The organism is Streptomyces sp. NPDC043726 (assembly GCF_056436565.1).
Genome location: NZ_JBWKCI010000026.1, coordinates 20,625 through 37,850, shown reverse-complemented (window position 1 = coordinate 37,850; position 17,226 = coordinate 20,625). Strand labels below are relative to the sequence as shown.

General features: G+C 68.5%; 17 protein-coding genes and 2 pseudogenes. 13 read left to right on the top strand and 6 right to left on the bottom strand.

All coding sequences use genetic code 11. The features are described 5' to 3' along the window. Nucleotides 1-62: 62 nt before the first annotated feature. From AC068Z_RS41675 to AC068Z_RS41655, 5 genes are all read left to right on the top strand, one after another. Nucleotides 63-1,022 carry a hypothetical protein gene (locus tag AC068Z_RS41675; RefSeq protein ID WP_478568804.1) on the top strand — a complete coding sequence of 320 codons (960 nt, stop codon included), beginning with the start codon at nt 63-65 and terminating at the stop codon, nt 1,020-1,022. Next, a complete protein-coding gene (locus AC068Z_RS41670) occupies nt 1,019-2,059 on the top strand; it encodes an ImmA/IrrE family metallo-endopeptidase (protein WP_478568801.1) in 1,041 nt (346 codons plus the stop codon). The genes AC068Z_RS41675 and AC068Z_RS41670 overlap by 4 nt, the downstream gene beginning before the upstream one ends. A 150-nt stretch (nt 2,060-2,209) precedes the next feature. Next, complete coding sequence (locus tag AC068Z_RS41665) at nt 2,210-3,235, top strand: nucleotidyltransferase family protein (protein WP_478568798.1); 1,026 nt, start codon at nt 2,210-2,212, stop codon at nt 3,233-3,235. Continuing rightward, nucleotides 3,232-3,666, top strand: coding sequence for a type II CBASS E2 protein (locus tag AC068Z_RS41660; RefSeq protein ID WP_478568795.1), 435 nt, complete (start codon nt 3,232-3,234; stop codon nt 3,664-3,666). The genes AC068Z_RS41665 and AC068Z_RS41660 overlap by 4 nt, the downstream gene beginning before the upstream one ends. 242 nt (nt 3,667-3,908) lie before the next feature. Then, a complete protein-coding gene (locus AC068Z_RS41655) occupies nt 3,909-4,373 on the top strand; it encodes a hypothetical protein (protein ID WP_478568792.1) in 465 nt (154 codons plus the stop codon). A 44-nt stretch (nt 4,374-4,417) separates the two neighbouring features. On the opposite strand, the gene AC068Z_RS41650 is transcribed toward AC068Z_RS41655, so the two are convergent. Further along, nucleotides 4,418-4,990 carry a hypothetical protein gene (locus AC068Z_RS41650; protein ID WP_478568789.1) on the bottom strand — a complete coding sequence of 191 codons (573 nt, stop codon included), beginning with the start codon at nt 4,988-4,990 and terminating at the stop codon, nt 4,418-4,420. Beyond that, nucleotides 4,990-7,557: a DnaB-like helicase C-terminal domain-containing protein gene (locus tag AC068Z_RS41645; protein ID WP_478568786.1), complete on the bottom strand. Its 2,568-nt coding sequence runs from the start codon at nt 7,555-7,557 to the stop codon at nt 4,990-4,992. The genes AC068Z_RS41650 and AC068Z_RS41645 overlap by 1 nt, the downstream gene beginning before the upstream one ends. A gap of 620 nt (nt 7,558-8,177) precedes the next feature. Here AC068Z_RS41645 and AC068Z_RS41640 point away from each other — a divergent pair. The 4 genes from AC068Z_RS41640 (at nt 8,178) to AC068Z_RS41625 (ending at nt 10,721) form a co-directional block, all read left to right on the top strand. Beyond that, on the top strand, nt 8,178-8,591 hold the full coding sequence (locus AC068Z_RS41640) for a sigma-70 family RNA polymerase sigma factor (RefSeq protein WP_478568783.1): 414 nt from the start codon (nt 8,178-8,180) through the stop codon (nt 8,589-8,591). A 283-nt stretch (nt 8,592-8,874) separates the two neighbouring features. Next, the gene (locus tag AC068Z_RS41635; protein WP_478568780.1) at nt 8,875-9,681 is read left to right on the top strand and encodes a hypothetical protein; all 807 of its coding nucleotides are present in this window, start codon (nt 8,875-8,877) and stop codon (nt 9,679-9,681) included. Nucleotides 9,682-9,781: 100 nt separating this feature from the next. Further along, entirely contained in the window at nt 9,782-9,925 is a 144-nt protein-coding gene (locus tag AC068Z_RS41630) for a hypothetical protein (protein ID WP_478568777.1), read from the top strand. 508 nt (nt 9,926-10,433) lie between these two features. Next, on the top strand, nt 10,434-10,721 hold the full coding sequence (locus tag AC068Z_RS41625; RefSeq protein ID WP_478568774.1) for a biotin/lipoyl attachment domain-containing protein: 288 nt from the start codon (nt 10,434-10,436) through the stop codon (nt 10,719-10,721). A gap of 580 nt (nt 10,722-11,301) precedes the next feature. On the opposite strand, the gene AC068Z_RS41620 is transcribed toward AC068Z_RS41625, so the two are convergent. The 3 genes and pseudogenes from AC068Z_RS41620 to AC068Z_RS41610 form a co-directional block, all read right to left on the bottom strand. Next, nucleotides 11,302-11,496, bottom strand: coding sequence for a ubiquitin-like domain-containing protein (locus tag AC068Z_RS41620; protein ID WP_478568771.1), 195 nt, complete (start codon nt 11,494-11,496; stop codon nt 11,302-11,304). Nucleotides 11,497-11,850: 354 nt separating this feature from the next. Beyond that, on the bottom strand, nt 11,851-12,699 hold the full coding sequence (locus tag AC068Z_RS41615) for a hypothetical protein (protein ID WP_478568768.1): 849 nt from the start codon (nt 12,697-12,699) through the stop codon (nt 11,851-11,853). Further along, a pseudogene (locus tag AC068Z_RS41610) lies at nt 12,627-13,046 on the bottom strand (transposase); the annotation flags it as partial. The pseudogene AC068Z_RS41610 and the gene AC068Z_RS41615, both read right to left, overlap by 73 nt. Nucleotides 13,047-13,356: 310 nt before the next feature. On the opposite strand from AC068Z_RS41610, the gene AC068Z_RS41605 reads away from it, so the two are divergent. The 3 genes and pseudogenes from AC068Z_RS41605 to AC068Z_RS41595 all read left to right on the top strand — a co-directional run. Further along, a complete protein-coding gene (locus AC068Z_RS41605; RefSeq protein ID WP_478568873.1) occupies nt 13,357-13,821 on the top strand; it encodes a roadblock/LC7 domain-containing protein in 465 nt (154 codons plus the stop codon). Nucleotides 13,822-13,824: 3 nt separating this feature from the next. Then, a complete protein-coding gene (locus AC068Z_RS41600; RefSeq protein WP_478568765.1) occupies nt 13,825-14,781 on the top strand; it encodes a hypothetical protein in 957 nt (318 codons plus the stop codon). A gap of 305 nt (nt 14,782-15,086) precedes the next feature. Further along, a pseudogene (locus AC068Z_RS41595) lies at nt 15,087-15,521 on the top strand (transposase domain-containing protein); the annotation flags it as partial. A gap of 49 nt (nt 15,522-15,570) precedes the next feature. On the opposite strand, the gene AC068Z_RS41590 reads toward AC068Z_RS41595, so the two are convergent. Then, nucleotides 15,571-16,410: an IS5 family transposase gene (locus AC068Z_RS41590; RefSeq protein ID WP_478568763.1), complete on the bottom strand. Its 840-nt coding sequence runs from the start codon at nt 16,408-16,410 to the stop codon at nt 15,571-15,573. 477 nt (nt 16,411-16,887) lie between these two features. On the opposite strand from AC068Z_RS41590, the gene AC068Z_RS41585 reads away from it, so the two are divergent. After that, nucleotides 16,888-17,196, top strand: a complete 309-nt coding sequence (locus AC068Z_RS41585) for a hypothetical protein (RefSeq protein ID WP_478568760.1) — start codon at nt 16,888-16,890, stop codon at nt 17,194-17,196. Nucleotides 17,197-17,226 lie beyond the last annotated feature (30 nt).

The following is a 17,226-nucleotide window of genomic DNA, read 5'->3' as shown; positions in this document are numbered from 1 at the left end:
TGTGCGGTATGACGTCAGTCGATGGTGGAGGCCTGCTCGGTCGATGAATGCGGGAGGACACCATGAGTGACCCGGGGGTACCGCAGCGTTTCCTGGACCTGGCCCAGGGGGCGCGTGGGCCGCGTGCTCTGTCGGAGGCTGGGCTGAGAGAACGTTTTGGTGATCCGGCTCAGGCGGAGCTTGAGGCCGGTCAGGTGTGGCGGGCGCGCTGGGATGAAGTCAGCATGCTCGTGCTGGTCTTGGATGTGGACGCCCGTGAGGTGAGCGCGGTCCCCGTCACAATCGACCCGCCGGGCGAGGACGAGACCAGCGTGGTGGTGGACGGGTCACGTACCGCGTTCGGCGTCGACGCCACCGTGTGGGCAGGGCTGGTCTCTTGCGTCCCGATGCGGGTGTTGGAGCGCGTAGTGGATGCCTGGGACGACGACATCGTGGGGTGCGCTGCGGCTCGGATCCAGGGCCGGCCAGCGCCGGCTGCGGCGGGAGTACGCGAGGGACAGCCGATCCGTTCCGCCTTGGAGCCGGACGCTGAGGTACGAGCCGGTCTCACCGATGATCTGGAAATTCTGCGGCATGCGCCCGGTCTGCCGGTTCAGGAGAGCGGGCGGCCTGCCGGGAACCTGGCGTCGCTGCTCGGTGACCGGCTGGACTTGAAGACGCTGTGCTCCGCCTTGAAGATGGCGCAGCCAGAGGTCATGAAGCTGCTTCGCGGCAAAATTCCGCTGCCTCCCGACCGGATCGACGCGGTCGCCTCGGCGACAGGGCTGCCTGCGGAACAGATCGCCCGTACGGTCCGTCCCCTGCCTGCTGATCTTGTCCATGCCGTAGAGCACCCGCGATGGCGCTCGGTGTGGGTGCGCCGTGCCCGGCGGCTGGAAGTCAGTGAAGCCCAGGCGCGGCTTTCGGGCGGTTACGGCACCTTCGCACTGGCCGCTCGCCAGACAGGCGGTGGGGCGGCCGATTGGGACGCACGTCTGCGGCAGTTCCTTGGCGACGAGGACGGCGCGAAGGGCAGTCCGTGACACCGCGCCGGTTCACCGAGGAGGCCCCGCGCCAGGCGGAGGCGATGGTCTCGGCTCTCGAGCAGCTACACCCCGGGGCGCTGGAAGCGCTGCGCGCGGATCCGCTAGCCGAGCTGTGTCGCTGGACGGACATCCGGGTGTCCTTGGAACCCGCGTCGGACGACGGTGGCCGGTGTTCGGTCGCCGGCAGCTACCGGTCGGAGACCGATCCCCCGACCCTGGTGGTCGGGGCGGCCCGCTCGCTTCGGCGCAGGGGATTCACCGCCTTGCACGAGCTGGGCCACCATCTCCAGCAGACAGACCCGGCACTGGGGCAGCGCCTGTTCGATTGGGAAGACTCGGAAGCCTTCGAGGAAGCCGCGTGCGACGCCTTCGCTGCACGCATCCTGGTACCGGATGAGCGGATTACCGCGGACATACGCCGTCGAGGGCCCTCCGCCGACGATGTCGTCGCCATGTTCCGCACGTCCCAGGCGTCGCGCGAGGCGTGCTGCGTGCGCGCGGCACAGTATCTGGCTGGCGGCGGCGCAGTCGTCCTGTTCGACGCCGCGGGCCAGGTGCTCTTTGCTGCCGCCCACGGCATGATTCCGCCAGCCCGAGGCTCCGACCAGTCCAAGACACCGCTCCTGGCCGCAGCCCTGGGTACTCGCGCCACAATCGAGCGGGACAAGACGTTCGTCGTCTACCGGTCCGGCGGGCACAGCGATCTGCTCTACGGACAGGCGGCCTGGTGCGACCAGGACTATCTGATCGCGGTGCTCGCCGAGGACAGCGTGGCCTGGCGGGCCTTCACAGCGCCGCGCCCGCGAACCGGGAGCTCCCGGTTCGGTTCCTGGTGGGAGTGCGAGACATGCGGGGACTCGTTCAAGATCACAGAGTCGGCGTGTACAGAGTGCGGCGAGCCCTCGTGCGGGCAAGGGCACTGCGGCTGTACGACCGCCAGGAGGCGGAGCGATCGTCCCTGCGAGCGCTGCTTCATGATCCTGGCTTCGTCCCGGTTCGAGGGCGCGAGCACGGTCTGCCGCGACTGTTCCTGACCTTCTCGGGCATCCCCCGCAGCCGGGGCGCCCGGACGATCTCAACGGTGTGACGTCAGAGAAGGGTGAGCCGCCGAGTGACGGCTCCGCCCGGGGAACTCCCGGGCGATGCGCGGCGCTCGGCGCCCCTCACCTGAACGGACAACCGCCATGGGACACACCGAAGACATCCTCAACGACATCCGCAGCCAGATCGACGCCCATCCGCAGCCGCTGGCGGAGGCGCGTACGCGACTGGACCTGGTCTGCTCGAGCGCCATCGGCTTCACCGGCGCACGGCGGACCTACCGCAGTGGTTCGCTGCCCCAGCACACCTTCATCCACCCGGTCGGCGACGGCGACGGCGGAGTCGTCCTGGACCGGCGCGTGTATCCGCAGCTCGGGCCGGACGGAGGCGGCGAGACACCGGCCGACATCACCAGCGAGCTGTGCGCGCTGCTGGGTCCTGCGGTGCGCAAGGTCTATCCGAAGGCACGCTGCGGCACCTCCAAGCGCGGCCCGAAGATCACATTCGGGGAGCCGGTCGACGGCCAGGACCCGACCGTGGACCTGGTCGTGGCCCTCACCCGCAAGGAGGGGGCGGGGTTGTGGATCCCGAACCTGGAGACCAACCGGTGGGAGGCGTCCGACCCGGAGCGCCACGTCGAGCTCTTCACCGGCGGGGTGACGTCGCTGCAGCGTACGCGCCGGCGTGTGGTGCGCCTGCTGAAGGCGTGGAACAAGCAGTACTCCGAGCCGGGCTTCTCCTCCCACAACCTGACGGTCTGGGCGTGGGAGTTCGTCGAGCCGGGGATGGGCATGGCGAAGGCGCTGAGCACGGTGCTGTCCAAGGCCGCCTCCCGGGTGGAGGCCGGTCAGGCGACCAAGGACCCGGCCGGGGTCTCCCCGAACGTGAAGCTGCTGGTGAGCCGTGAGGTTGCGGCCCGGCGGCTGCGTAGCGCGGCCAACGGCGTGGCCGAGGCGCTGGCCGCGGACGACGACCGCGACGCGGTGCTGTCGGCCCTGTCGCGGGTGTTCTACCGGTACCTGGACGCCCCGGCGTCCGACAGCCTCGCGGGCAAGATCGCGGCGCTGCGGCAGCGCTCCCCCGTTACGACGGTGACGCTGGGGCTGAGCGGCCCGGCGGCCACCGTACGGCCCACCCGGGCCTACGGCGACAGGGAACATCACGCGTGACGCGCCGCCCTGCATGGCGGGCGCCGGCCTGGTATGCCAGGCCGGCGGCCCGCATCGTCTTCCAGCACCGGCTGGCTGCCTGCGGCCAGCTGGTCAGGGTCATCAAGCCACCGCGCCGATACCGCGGCGGCTTCGCCCTGTCCGTCCGGCTGCGCGTCCCGGATGTCACCGAGCAGACGATCTCGATCGTTTTCGGGCCAAGAGCCCCCGACGTGCCTTGCGTGTACACCGACGGACCGTCCGAGTCGCCCCACCGGTACGCCGATGGCGCTCTGTGTATGTGGTACCCGTACGATGCGCCCGAGCAGCGTTGGATCCGCGATGACGGCCCGGCGGCCCTGCTCGGGCATGTGGTGGCCCATCTGTTGCGCGAGCAATGGTGGCGTAGCACGGGCGAGTGGCCCGGCCAGGAGGCTCCCCACGGCACGTGAGCGGCGTGCCCGGTATCGGTTTGGAGGTCGTAATGGCGCCCGCGCAGACGGCAGTTGCGTCACCGGCCCCCTCCGCGTCGACGGCGGCCGTAATGTACTCCGCGACTCCTCCGGCCCCTTCCTCGCCCGTCCCGTCCGCGTCGACGGCCACCGTGGTTCCTTCCCCGCCTCCCGCGGCCCCCTCCTCGTTCGATGCCAACTCGGTATTGCCAGCCGTGGTGTCCGGGGCGTTCCTCGCCGCCATGCTCACCGCGACTATCAACATCTGGCTCGCGCGGCGAAAGAGCCGGGAGGAGGAACTCGACCGGCTACGGACCGCCTTCGCCGAGGCCTTCGCGGCCCACAGTGCCTACAAGGAGATGCCCTATGCCATCCGGCGCCGACGATCCGATGCCCTGGCCGAGGAGCGAGTGCGGCTGTCGGAAACACTGCGGGAGATCCAGGCGAACCTCTCCTACCATCTCGCCTGGACGAAGATGGAATCCGAAACGGTGGGCGATGCCTACGCAGAGCTCATCCAGGAACTACGCAGGACGGCCGGGGCGGCCATGCATGCGGCTTGGGAAGCACCGCCCATCGAGAGCGACACGGCCGTGAACATTCCGCCGACCGTGATTGACCTCAGCGCGCTGCAACCGCTGGAGACTGCCTATATCACTGCCGTCCGGGCACACCTGCGCACGCTCGCACCGTGGTGGTATCGGTAGAGACGCAGCGCGGCGGCATGCGGCCGCGTGGACTCTCCAGTGTGTTACCTGAGTTCAACGGAGTAGCTGCCTCCGTCGAAGGTCCATCCGTCGGTGCCTTCGCCGATGTCCTGCACGATGACGTCGTCGATGAAGTGGTCCTCGAAGGCGTCGTCGGTGAGCTCGCCGGCCGTCCAGAGTGCCTCGATGGCGTTCCAGTCGCCTTGGCGGCCGTCGATCCGCAGAGGGGCGGCGGCGCGTGTTCCGCGCTCGCGCCGGTCGCGGCCGGTGGTGACCCAGCCGCTGATCTCGAAGTCACCGTCCTTGAACCGGTCGGGGATCGGCTCGGCCGGGACGATGGCGACGTTCTCGTAGGCGGTGTGGATGAGGTCGCGGTAGCCGCGGCGGACGTTGTACTCGGGGTCGGACAGCCAGTTCAGCAGAGTCTTGACGGTGACGTCGAGGCCGGCGTCCTCCAGGGCCTGGTAGCCGCGGTGGGTCGCGGTGAGCTGGCTGAGCTGGGCGTGCCAGTGCCGGGCGTTGTACGTCGACAGCCGGTGGCGGGGGGTGACCTGGGTGCGCAGGAGGTCGGTGAGGGCGGCGCCGAGGGAGCCTCCGTGGCCGGTGGGTCCGGCCATCAGTCATCACCCTCGGGGAGGAACTCGCCGGGCTGGACGAACTTGGCTTTGACCTCGCCGAAGCCGGTGCCGATCCGGTAGGTGGCGGGCGGGGTGTCGTCGGGGGTCCAGAAGACGGCGGCGTCGACGTTGCGCAGGGCGATGAGCGTGTGGCCTTCCTGGACGGCCCTGAAGGCGGTGGTCCAGTGGCGGACGGAGGCCTCGGCGACCATGCTCATGCGCCAGTCCGGGCGCCAGAACGGGGACTTCTGTTCCTGGCGCTTGGGCCACAGCAGGCGCAGCGCGATGGACAGGCGGGTTTTGTAGGCCTTGTAGGGTTCGCCGCCGGCCTGGACGAGGTCGGTGCGTGCCTGGCGGGCGGCGGTGTAGAAGGGTTTGAACAGGGACTCGTTGGCCTTGCCGGTCCAGGAGTCGTGGATGGCCGGCATCGCGGCGAGGTGTCCGTCGCGCACGAGTCGCTCGAGCTGCTTGATGTGCGGGGTGGTGACCCACACCCGGCCGTGGGTGTCGGGCCGGTCGATGATCCGCCCGAGCGGGTGCGGCATGTCGGTGCGGGGCCAGGCGGGGATGTCGATGAGGTAGATGCCGGCACTGGCCTTGTCGAAGGCGGCCAGGGGCCCGGTGTGCAGCAGCTTGTTCGGCGCGAGGGGGACGGCCGAACAGGCGGAGGGGTAGCTGCCGTTGCGGTCGATCAGGCACAGCACGCCCGCACCGAAGGAGGCGGGAACGTCGAGCTTGTCGCGGCGGACCCGCTTGCCGTTGTCCCGGATGTAGGGCACCCGGGTGCTGGTGACGTCGGGGTGGACCCAGCGCGGTTCGCCGTCCATGTGCTCACTGATCAGCGGCCACGGACCGGTCTCCCTCTCCTCGATACGGACGACCCTGACCGGATGCATCTTCGAGCGGGCGACCGCGTCCTTGAGGACCTTCAGCGCGGGGAACGGCGCGGTGTCCGGCTCGTCCTCCTCATCCCCCGGCTGCAACTCCTGCTCTCGCTCGTCCCCGCCCTCGTCGCCCTCATCGCCCTCGTCGTCCGGGCCGTGGTCGCTGCCCACGGCAGGCGGGACCACTGTGGGCGGGACGGCGGCGGGCTGCACGGGGGTGCCGGCGGGCACGGCGGTGTGGTAGGCGTTCAGTGCGGCGGCAAGAGTGCGCCCCTCGGCGGTCTGCGGCACCGGCGGCGGTGTTGCGGCCACCTGGGCCAGGGCCGGCCGCAGTTCGGCGAGAGCCTGCTGGTTGCCGCCGGCCAGCGCAGTGCGCAACGCGGCCAGAACATGCGTGACGGCGGCCGGCAGCCCCTCATGGGCGCCGGAGGTGTAGGGAAGCGCAGCTTCGGCCAGCGCCCGCTCGACGGCGGTGCCGGTGCTCGGCGCGGGCCGGTCACCGGCCGTGCCGGGCAGGGGGGCTGCTGGGGCGTCGAGGAAGCGGGCGTGCAGCAGATCGGGCTGGAGGTGGGCGGAGCCGATCGTGCCGAAGTCCCGTTCCGCGACCGTGACCTGGACTTTGGCCGGGTCGCCGGTCGGTGCGAGCGTCAGGGTGACGTCGGCGTCCAGGAGGCCCAGGAGCGCGGGGTCGGTGCTGTCCACGACGGCGAGGACCGGCACATGCAGGGTGCGCGCGAGGGTGGCGAGGATCTGGGCGGCATCCGGGAGCCGGTCCCCGGACAGCGGCAGGCGGGCGTTGTGGGCGGCCTGGAGCCGGTCGACGACCACAAGGGCCAGATCCTCGACGTGCGGTGCGGTCTCCGAGATGGCCTCGGCCGTCAGGTCGCTGCCGTCGTCGATGAGGAGCACAGCCGCCTGCTGGCGCAGCCGCTCGGCGACCTGCTGCTCGTGCTCGGTGAGGCGGCCCTGCTTCAGGCGCGGGTAGTCACCGCCGGTCTCCGCGGCGAGGATCCGGCGGACAATGTCGGCCCGGTTCGGTCCCGACGCCGCGTACAACACCTTCCGGCCGTCGACGAGCGCGGTCTTCCTCGCAGCAGCCAGTCCCAGCAGGCTCCCGCCGCCGGCCGGAGGCGCCGCGACGAGCGTCAGCAACCCCCGCTGGAGCCCGCCAGTCGCGGCGTCAAGTCCGGGCAGCCCGAACACGGGGCCACCGGCCGGACCGGAAGCGAGCACTGACCCGACGGTGTCACCCAGTGTGGCGAGCCTGCGGGGCACGCCGCCGCGCCCTTGAGTGCCTTGGCTGTTCACCGCACCTCCAGCGGGCGCCGCACCGACGGCTGCGGCCGAATCGGGCGGACGGGTAGCAGAGTTGGGGTCGACGGGCAGCAGCACCGCAACCGGGGTCCGGCTGCGGCGCAGCACCTGCGGCTCGCCGAGCGCGGCCCGCGAAACCAGCTCACCGAAGTCCCTCTGCGCCGCGCTGAGTACATGGGAGGGGAAGGCACCGGCCTGCCGGGCTGCCGGAAACCGGTCCAGCGGTACCAGCAGGGCATGCTCGTCCCGCTTGTGGATCAGAGTGGTGACCCCATCGTCCTCGGCGGCCTTCACCAGGGCGTAGAGCTCCCTGCGGGCATCGGTCGCGGTTATCGCAGTCTCCGACGGCTGCTCCTGACCCTGACTCACTCAACCTCCAAGCACCCTCAACTAGCCCCCCACCATAGCAGAATGCACCCATTTACTTGACCTAGCTCATACACTTTCGCCGACAAGTTCACTCACCCATGGATGCTTTCGGTGTGAGTCGACCGGGGCAGAGCCCTCACCGCCCAGCGAGTCGCTGTCGCACAACGAGATGCAGACCGGGGCACCTCCGCCCTCGCTCGTAGCGTCCGCAGGTGCGGCACACCCCGCCGCGACGGTCAGACTCAGCCGCCCGCTGCCCCTCTCCTGCCCTCCGAGCCCCTCCTAGTACGGCGACGTGGCCGACAGCGCCCCTCACTGCCAGCCCACAGCGGCTCGGGCTGGCAGTGCTCCCCGCCGGCGCGGGCGGCCAGGTGCCGGTGGTCCCCGCCGACGCGGGGGTGCTCCGGTCGCCGCTGCCATGCGCGCGCAGGGCATGCCTAGACGGTGAACTGCTTGCCGCAGTCAGTCCGCTTGTTTCTCAGCAGGTCTACGGCGAGAGTGCGCGGGACCGCGGCTTTGCGCATGCCCTGACCCGCGCTCCGCGCATGCCTCGTTCTGTCCGTACCGCGACTCCGGCCAGGCTGCTGCGTAGTGCCGCGCAGGTCAATCAGGGCGCCGCCGTGGACGTCGCAGCTGACATCGCGCAGGACGCCATGACAGCCGCGTATCAGAACTGGAGTGATCTGTATTCACCCCGGGGATGGGTCCACAAAGTGGCCTCCCGGGCATACATCCGCAAGGTTGCTTCCGTCGAGATGCCGGAGTATCCCGTCGGCGAAGTCCTCGAACCGACCTCGCTGCTCGCCCGTCCCGACGCCATTGAGGAGTGGGAGGCCCGCCACGACGTGCTCCCGATGCTGCGCAGTCTCCCGCCTCGTCAGCGGCAGGTCATGGCGTGGACGTACGCCGGATTCACTCCGACGGACATCGCCGAACACCTGGGCGGGGCTCTGACCGCTGAGGCTGTGCGCGCGAACCTGGCCAAGGCTCGCCGGGCTGCGACTGCATACTACGAAGCACGGGAGGAGGAGTGAGCTACGAACCGGAGCACGATTCCGCTGCGGCTGTATCCCGCCGGCTCCACTGGCACCAACGTGCACTCGTCGGGGCACTCACCGACGCCCTCGACGTCGAAGCCGGCCTGCGCGAGATTCTGCTTCAGTCCCGGCACGACGCGGCGACAGAGGCGCTGGACACTGTTCTCGACACCGAAGCCGGCCTCGCTTCCATCCTGTCCGTCCCGGCCGTCCCGTCCCTGAGGGTTATCCGAGAACCGGAGCACAGCGGGTCTCTGCGGATGGTGGAACGGCAGCGGTGGTGAGCGCCGCCACTCGCCTGACCCTGCGCAGCCATCCGACGGTGGCGGCCGCAAACCGGACCCTTGCTCGTGACCGGCGCTACCTCAGTGAGCTCGACCCGGCGCGTCCAGACCGTCATCTGGCCCTCGTCCTGGCCCTCGGCCTGGCACGCGATGTCTGCCGCGACCTTGTCCACGTTCTCGATTCACTGGCAACAAGCGCAGATTCTCACAGCGACGCGGCACAGGCCCATGCCCAAGAGGTTTCCCTGTCCCGGTACTTGGCCCGCACGGTTGTCCTGGCCAAAGAGCTGGACCTCGCTGATCTGACCGCTCGAGCCCGCTCGATCAGCCGCACGCCCCTCCCCGACCGGACGTTGAACCAGGCCGCCGCACAGGCTGGCTCTCACGGCTTGACGCTCATCATGTCGCACGCCAAGCAGCTCGATCACGAACTGGACACAGCGCTCTTCTTCGTCCGGCCTCAGGAGCACATCGACGACAGCGCCTTCGCACGCGTCCTTGTCGAGCTCCGCATCAACCGAGTGCGCCGAGCCCTGGAGCAAGCCATCGGCCAGGAACTGCCCGGCACCGGGGCCGAAGCGGTACACGAGGTCCTCAACGACTTCACCATGGCCGACCTGCGCCAGGCGGATCTGGCCGGCACCGACCTCACGGGAATCTCCTGGTCAGAGTACGGCACACACTGGCCGCCAAGGGTGGACGTCGAAGCATTGAAGCAACGGTCCGAGGAAACACCGCCGGGCAGCTCTGTGTGGACGATCCGCTCTGACGCCACAGCCGTCGGCGACTTCGTCGAACTGTGACGGCGTTCATGGGTCTTGGAGCGCCCGCAGATCGGTCGGCTTCTGCAGTGCTTCAGCGTGCCGGAACCTGGCCAGCCTGACACCCACGCACCGGCCGCCGATGCCGCAGCGCGTCGGCGGCCCTATGGCGGTGCTGCCGCTGACGCCTACGTGGGAGGCAGAAGCGCGCATCACGCATCAGCACGTTCTGCCCGCCCTCGGCGTGCTGGCCCTCGCGGTCTCCCATGACGGCATGCTCGACTGACGAAGCGCCGGCAGCGACGAGCGGCGCAGGGCGTAGCGCTCACATGCGGCCTGTGATGATCGTTGAACAGGCATGAAGATCATCCGACGCACTGTCACGGCGCTCGCCCTGACCGCCGGCGCCCTTCTCGTCGCCTCCCCCGCCTGCGCAGCCCCCAGCATTTCTCCTCTCTCGTCTCTCCCGTTGCTCGGCGTGCCGCTCGCGGCGGCCCTGCGAACGCTTGAGGGGGTCGTCGACACGGTCGCGTACGCCGTTCTTTCGCTCATCCCCACGCAGGCCGTTCTTCCGCTCATCCCCAGTTCATGGGCCAAGCCTTCACGCGAAGCGCTCCGGAGGCAAGAGATCCCAGGGCGCTTCGCGGCCTTCCATCACGGCCCGCACGGCGCGGTGGCCAGACGGGACCAGCGGTTTGCGTCGACAGGAGGCGTTACGTGACGCGAGGCAAAGTGCGGCGGTCGTGACACAGTGTCATAGTCGATCACACAGAGTCCCGCAGAGGAGCCGTGCCGTGTCGCATAATCCTGACAACCTCATGTTCACCGCGAACCACACATGGGTCCGCGACGAGGGCGGGCTCGTGACAGTCGGCCTGACTGACTACATCGTGCAGGATCTCTCGGACGTCGTGCTCGTAAAGGTGCCCGAGGAGGGCAGGACCGTCCGGGTCGGAGAGACCATCTGCGTCGTGGAGTCGACCGAGGCTACCCACGAGGTCTACTCCCCGTTCAGCGGTGAGGTAATCGGGACGAACGTAAGCCTCGAAGCGTATGCCGACTGGGTGAATCATTCCCCCTAGGACCAAGGATGGCTGTTCAGAATCAAGCCGATGGATGGTGTCCCCACCCTCCACCTCCTCGCCGCCTCCGAATACGAGAGCCTGGTCGGCTGACCACCCTGCCGCACAGCACCCGCCGCCCGACGCATCAGGTTCCAGCGTCCCCTGCGTTGGGGCCGTCCACGAGCACGGCGAGCCGGTCGCCCCCGCCAGCGCCGCGACGTACTCCAGCTCCATCCAGTCGCCGGCTGGCCCGCAAAGTCCAGCAACTCGGCCAAGTCCCCAGAGCGACGCCATCCGCCAACCCGCTTTCCTTCGGGCCTGGTCCGGCAGGCTGAGCCGGCGGCCCCGGCCTCGGGCCGCGCCCGCTGCGCGATCCGGACGCCGCGGAGGCCCTCGGTGGCCCCGGCCTCGCCCTGACCTCACGCCCGCCGACGTGGCCGGCCGGGGAACCCGCCCGGCGGTCTTTTCGTGAACCTCAGCGGACCCTTCAGTCGACGTGCCAGCCGAGCATGATCGTTCTGGCCGGGATGTGCTGTGCCCCGACTACTCCACCCGGACTCGTCGACGATGCTGACCCATCACGGTCGCGGCTCGCCACCTATCCGCTGACCGCCATGATCGCGTTGATGAGGTCGCCACCGCTCTCTTTCAGGGCCCTGACCGCCTTCGCTCTTGACGCACCCGTCTGATTCATGACCACTTCAATATCCTTGGGGTCAACCCCGGTCTCGTCGACGGTGTCCTCGATGGTGTCGTCCTCAGGCTCAGGAACGTCATCGAAATCTTCTGGCATGAAGGCCTCCAGGGAGCGAAGAAGTACTGCTCAGCCCTTCCACTGCTCAGGCACCGTGAAACAGATGCCCCACCGGCACGGGCGAACGCTGCCTGGTGATGACGTCACGTCGACTCTTCGCTGTGATGCAGGGTTGACGCTCGAGAGGGACGGGATGCCCTGCCACCGCGGGCGCTTGGGGCCGTGTGTCGGTAGCTGGACGTAGTGGCGGATGTCTGTCCTGTCGGAGGTGACCGCGCGACCGGACGGAAGGGCATGCCTGGGGACGCGGGTCCGCTGATCATCCGTACGGATGAGATGCAACAGCACCCGTCACGTGTGGCTCGGGCTGTTCGTTGGCGCCACGGCACTCGGTCATGGGGCCGGGCGGAAGGAGTATGCGCGGTGCGTCGGCGGTCTTTCATCATCGAGCGTCACGAATTCCAGGTTCAAGACCGCCGGGTGGGCCAGGTCTTCACCGGCGTGGTGACCTTGCTGGTGGGCTGCTCCGGGGCCGGGAAGTCGACGGGTTTTGAATCGCTGCTGTATCCGCTGGGTCTGAACAGCGGGAAGATCATGCATGCGGTGCGGTCGTGTACCCAGGTTCGTCTGGTCTTCCGGGTCGGCGACACACGATGGCAGGCGACGCGGCCGGCTGCGCACCGCGGCGGGTACGTGTCCTTCGAGAATCTCAGCGACCCGACGCTCGGCGAGGTACGCCGATCGGTCGCTCGCGGGCGCGGCGGCGAACCAAGTGCCAGCGAGTTCGTCATGGAACTGCTGGGAATCCCTCTCGTGGGCAGCGGCGCGGGCAGGGTCGGGCTGGCCCAGGTGGAGCGGTGGATGGCACTGCGGCAGTCCACCATTGCCACCGCCTACCTGGGCGGAGGAAGCGACGCAGTCCGCCGGTTGACGGGGCGAGTGCTGCTGGGTCTGCACGACGAGCACATCGACGCCCTCCAACAGCGGTTCCAGGAAGCCAGGTCGGCCCACACTCAGGCGAAAGCTTCGGCTGCGGCAATGCTCGCGGCGCGCCGGGACGCCGGACTGCCCGGCCCGATGGACCTGGAGGCGACCGGGCAGCTGTGGAAGCAGGAACATACGGCCGTGGCCGGGCAGGCACAGCAGACCCAAGCGGCGCTGAGCAGGCATCAGCGGCACGTGGCCGAGTTGGACCAGCAGCGCGAGCAGGCAAGGGCAGCGCAGCAGTCGGCGCGCCGCCACACCGGCGTCGTGGAGGAGCGGCTGCGGCAGGCTTCGGCAGCTGGGCCAGGGCCGCGGCGCGGCAGCGTCGGGTCGTCCGTCCAGGACTTGGGCAGGTAGAGTTCGCGGTCCACCAGGGCCCGGCCGAGGGAGGTGGCGTAGGCGTTGAAGACGCCGATCTGGCAGTTCTCGGTGCGGCCGGCGGTGCCGGAGTACTCGCGCTGTACCCCTGCGGAGGTGGTGCCCTGCTTGACGAAGCCGGCGCCGTCGATGATAAGCACGCCGCCGCCCTCGCCAAGGTTGTCGGCGACGTATGTCTGCAGGCCATCGCGGACGGAGTCGGCGTTCCAGGTGGCCCCGTCCAGCAGCCAGCTGCAGGCCGTCGGGAGTGGCCTGCCGCATCCCGTCCCTGTCAGCGCACACGGGAGAAGGCGCCCGAGGCCACGCCTGTCATCGTCTCCTTCGACGAGATGGAGTACGAGACGACGGCGCGGTGCTGACCGCGCCACTCACGATCAGTGTGGCTCCGGCATCGTCACCGTCGACTACTCAAGTTCGACAACTGGGTAGAGCCCTTCTCCATCGGGGTGCCGCGAATGGCTGTCAGGCTGGTACTGGTACCGGCCAGGCCGACAGCTTCCCAAGCCCACGCATGGACAGGAGCGTTACTTGAGCCAGATGAGCCATGGAGCACAGAACCTCAACTGGTTGATCACCAACTTCGTGGACAACACCCCCGGGGTGTCCCACGCCGTCGTCGTGTCCGCCGACGGTCTCCTGCTGGCTATGTCGGAGGGCTTCCCGCGCGACCGTGCCGACCAGTTGGCGGCCGTCGCGTCTGGTATGACGTCGCTGACGGCAGGGGCCTCCCGGATCTTCGAAAGCGGCAGCGTGGCACAGACCGTCGTCGAGATGGAACGTGGGTTTCTTTTCCTCATGTCCATCTCGGACGGTTCGTCCCTCGCCGTCTACGCGCATCCCGATACCGACATCGGCCTCGCAGGCTACGAGATGGCGCTGCTCGTCGACCGCGCAGGGGCGGTGCTCACGCCCGACCTGCGCGACGAACTCAGCCACGTCGTCGGGCACACGTCCCCCGGACCAGAGAACGATCCGGATGACGACTGGTCGCAGGAGTCCTGATCCGTGGGTGACATTGCCAAAGGCGTCCTTGGGGGCGGATGGGCTCTCCTCGTCGGCTGGATTCTGCCCACCGCGCTCAATCTTGCGGTCTTCTTTCTTGCTGTCGCTCCCAGCTTGCGGCGGACCGGAGCCGTCCAGCGTGTCTGGCCGGGCTCGGCCAGTCAGACGGCCCTGCTACTGCTCTGCGCCGCCGTTCTCTTCGGCATTGTGCTCAACGCCCTCCAGACTCTCCTCTATCGGATACTTGAGGGCTACCTGCTGTGGCCGCGCAACGCGTACAGCCGGGGATGCCGACGGCAGCGTGCCCGTAAGGAGCGCATCGCTCGTCTGATCGCCCACCCGGACGGCCGCACGCCGGTGCAGCGTGCACTCCTCAACGAGCAGCTGGCTCGCTACCCGGCGGACGACGACCAGCTCGCCCCGACCCGGCTCGGCAATGCCATCCGCCGATTCGAGGAGTACGGCCACAACCGATTCCGCCTCGATACCCAGGTGCTGTGGAACGAACTGAGCGCCGCCGCTCCCGTGCAAGCCCGCCGCCAGGTGGAAACGGCACGTACCAGCGTGGACTTCTTCGTGGCATTGCTCTATGGGCACGGGATGGTAGCGACGTTTGCCCTTCTCGCCCTCACATCAACCGAGGCCGAGCGGTCCCTGCTCGTCGTCACAGCCACCGCGCTGTGCGCGCTCATACCCCTGTGGTACCGCTCCGCGGTGTACGCCACCGACGAGTGGGCTGCCGCGGTACGGGCGATGGTGAATCTGGGCCGCAAACCACTGGCGGACTCGCTCGGACTGGTGCTGCCGCAACAACTGACCGAGGAACGCACCATGTGGCAGCTCGTCACCCGGATGTCCCGGCGCCCCTACCGGGATGCCGCAGACTCGGCCTTCGCACCATTCCGGGCCGCGCCACCAGATCCCCACTGCCCGTTGCGACCACCCGGTCCGGGTAGCTGACCATCATGGTGCCGATGTCGTGCACGGTGGTGATCCCCGGATGCTGCAGCCGCGCCCCAATCCACGTCTCTCGGGGGAATCGGGCCACGATCTCCTCATTCACCTCCGCGCCCGCAAGGACCTTGACGGCGACCGGCCGATTCAGCGAGAGGTCGGGCATTCCCCCAAGGCCGGGTAGTTAGCGTTTTCGCAGGTCACGCAAGTGGGTTGAAGGATTCTCGACGCAGAGCAACGGAGCTCGTTGGTGCAGGCAGTCGACCAAGACAGCTTGTCCCGAAGGAGCTCCGTTGCCCCGTCATTGTGTCCTGCCGTCTCCGCTGACGGCCATCACCCGAACGGTCACCGTGGTCGGCGGCCGCTTCGCTCCTGGGCATCTGGGGAAACTGACGGCGGTCGTGCCGTTTGAGCTGGTGGACGCGGTCCTTGCGGAGACGAGGACGGTGCAGCAGCGGCTGCGTGATCTTCCGTCGCGGGTCGGGGTCTACTTCTTGCTGGCGATGTGTCTGTTCCCTGAAGTCGGCTATCGCCTCGTCTGGGACAAGCTGACCGCGGGTCTGTCCGGGATGCCGGTGGTCTGTCCGTCAGCGAAAGGGTTGCGTGACCTGCGCCGGCGGATCGGCAGCGCGCCGGTGCGGGCGTTGTTCGAGGTGCTGGCCGGGCTACTAGCCCGGCCGACGACGCCAGGTGTGTGTTTCGGTTCGTACCGGACGGTGTCGTTCGACGGCTGCAGTTCGCTGAGAGGGCGTTTTCTCCCAATGTTTCGTCCCGAGACGCGGCTTTGACGAAGTATCAGAGCCCTCGCCAGGTTGGTGTGGATTCTCCGGTGAGGCGTCGTGTCATCAGGGCGATCATCGCGAGGTAGATCATGGCGGTGGAGCGGGACGGGAGGGCCTCGTAGTCGCGGGCCAGGCGGCGGTGGAACATCAGCCAGCCGAGCGTTCTCTCTACCGCCCACCTGCGTGGGAGCACGGTGAATCCGCGGGTGCCGGGGGTGCGGCGGACGATTTCGAGGTCGATGCCGAGGCGGGCGGCGTGGTCGACGAGGTACTCGCGATAGCCGCGGTCCGCCCAGCCCTTGCGGATGGTGGGGTAGGCGGCCGCGATCCGGTCGAGCAGGACCTCGCCGGCGGTGGAGTCCTGGATGCTTGCGGCGCTGACCAGGACGGTCAGCAGCAGGCCGGTCGTGTCGATCACGACGGACCGCTTGCGGCCCACGATCTTCTTGTTGGCGTCGACGCCCTGTTCGGTGACGGGCACGTTGGTGGAGGTCTTGACGCTCTGCGCGTCGATCACCATCGCGGTTGGCTCCGGTGTCCGGCCCTCGTCCTCGCGTACCCGGCGTCGCAGCAGGGCGTTGAGCTGCTCGAAGATGCCGTCCTTCTCCCAGCGGCCGAAGTAGTGGTAGACCGTGTTCCAGTGCGGGTAGTCGTGCGGCAGGTAGCGCCAGGGGATCCCGGTGCGGGCCACGTACAGGATCGCGTCCAGGAGGTCACGCAGGTCGTGACGGGGCGGATGGCCGATGTTGAGGCCGCGGCGGACCTTGTCGTCACGCCAGCTGGTCAGGAGCGGCTCGACCAGCGCCCACCGGGCGTCGGACAGGTCGCTGGGATAGCGACGGCGTGCGCTCATGTTTCCGGCATAGCCCCGGCCCGGGCTGCCGGTCAGGGCGCAGAGCCCGGACGGCTGGGGCATTCGGAGCCAAGCGGCGCACTTCCCGACGAAACAGGAGCAGAGGGAGCGCAACGGCCGGAGCTGCGTCCCGCCTGTCACATGAGAGGCGTGTGCCGCACTCAACTCCTCAGCCACTTACCAGAAATCACCGCAAACCTCAACGAATCGCAGGAAAACGCCCTCTGAGTAGGTGTTTTTCAACCCGGTGCAGCGGGCCTGTTCCTGCTTCTGCGTCGACATACTCTCTGTATGGACCCAGGAGTAGCGGCAGTCCTTGGTGCTGGCATCGGTGCGTTAGGCGCTGCCCTCACGGCCCTGGCGACCGCCTGGGCCATGCGATGGCAGACCCGCTTCCACGCAAGCGCCGCTCATAAACAGTGGCGGCGTGAAGCTCGACGAGATGCTTACATCGGCTTCATGTCGGCTGGTCGCACTATGTCCTGGAACGCCGGAAGGCTGAGGGACGAACTCACCGGCGACGAACGCGCAGAGGTCCTTTCCGCAGCGTCTCGAGCGCGATCAGATCTGCTTCAGGCCGCACAGTTGGTGGGGTTCGAAGGTCCCGAGCCTCTTTCTGAGGCTCTTCACCCAGTTGTTGCGCTCTCCTGGGAGATCATCCGCGCTGCCCAGGACTTCGCTGAGCCCAGACATGAGAGGACTCTGGACGAGATTCACCCTGACTTCGCCAAGGCGCTCGCCGAGTTCCGAGTTGCTGCGCGCCACGCTCTCGAAGCCGATGAGTGACGAAGGCGCATGTCTTGTCGGATGTTCGCA

Coding starts and splice junctions, on each gene's coding strand:
- AC068Z_RS41585 (WP_478568760.1), top strand. CDS start 16,888: ATGTCCTGGAACGCCGGAAGGCTGAGGGACGAACTCACCGGCGACGAA.
- AC068Z_RS41605 (WP_478568873.1), top strand. CDS start 13,357: ATGAGCCATGGAGCACAGAACCTCAACTGGTTGATCACCAACTTCGTG.
- AC068Z_RS41655 (WP_478568792.1), top strand. CDS start 3,909: ATGCTCACCGCGACTATCAACATCTGGCTCGCGCGGCGAAAGAGCCGG.
- AC068Z_RS41630 (WP_478568777.1), top strand. CDS start 9,782: ATGCCGCAGCGCGTCGGCGGCCCTATGGCGGTGCTGCCGCTGACGCCT.
- AC068Z_RS41590 (WP_478568763.1), bottom strand. CDS start 16,410: ATGAGCGCACGCCGTCGCTATCCCAGCGACCTGTCCGACGCCCGGTGG.
- AC068Z_RS41675 (WP_478568804.1), top strand. CDS start 63: ATGAGTGACCCGGGGGTACCGCAGCGTTTCCTGGACCTGGCCCAGGGG.
- AC068Z_RS41650 (WP_478568789.1), bottom strand. CDS start 4,990: ATGGCCGGACCCACCGGCCACGGAGGCTCCCTCGGCGCCGCCCTCACC.
- AC068Z_RS41620 (WP_478568771.1), bottom strand. CDS start 11,496: ATGCCAGAAGATTTCGATGACGTTCCTGAGCCTGAGGACGACACCATC.
- AC068Z_RS41665 (WP_478568798.1), top strand. CDS start 2,210: ATGGGACACACCGAAGACATCCTCAACGACATCCGCAGCCAGATCGAC.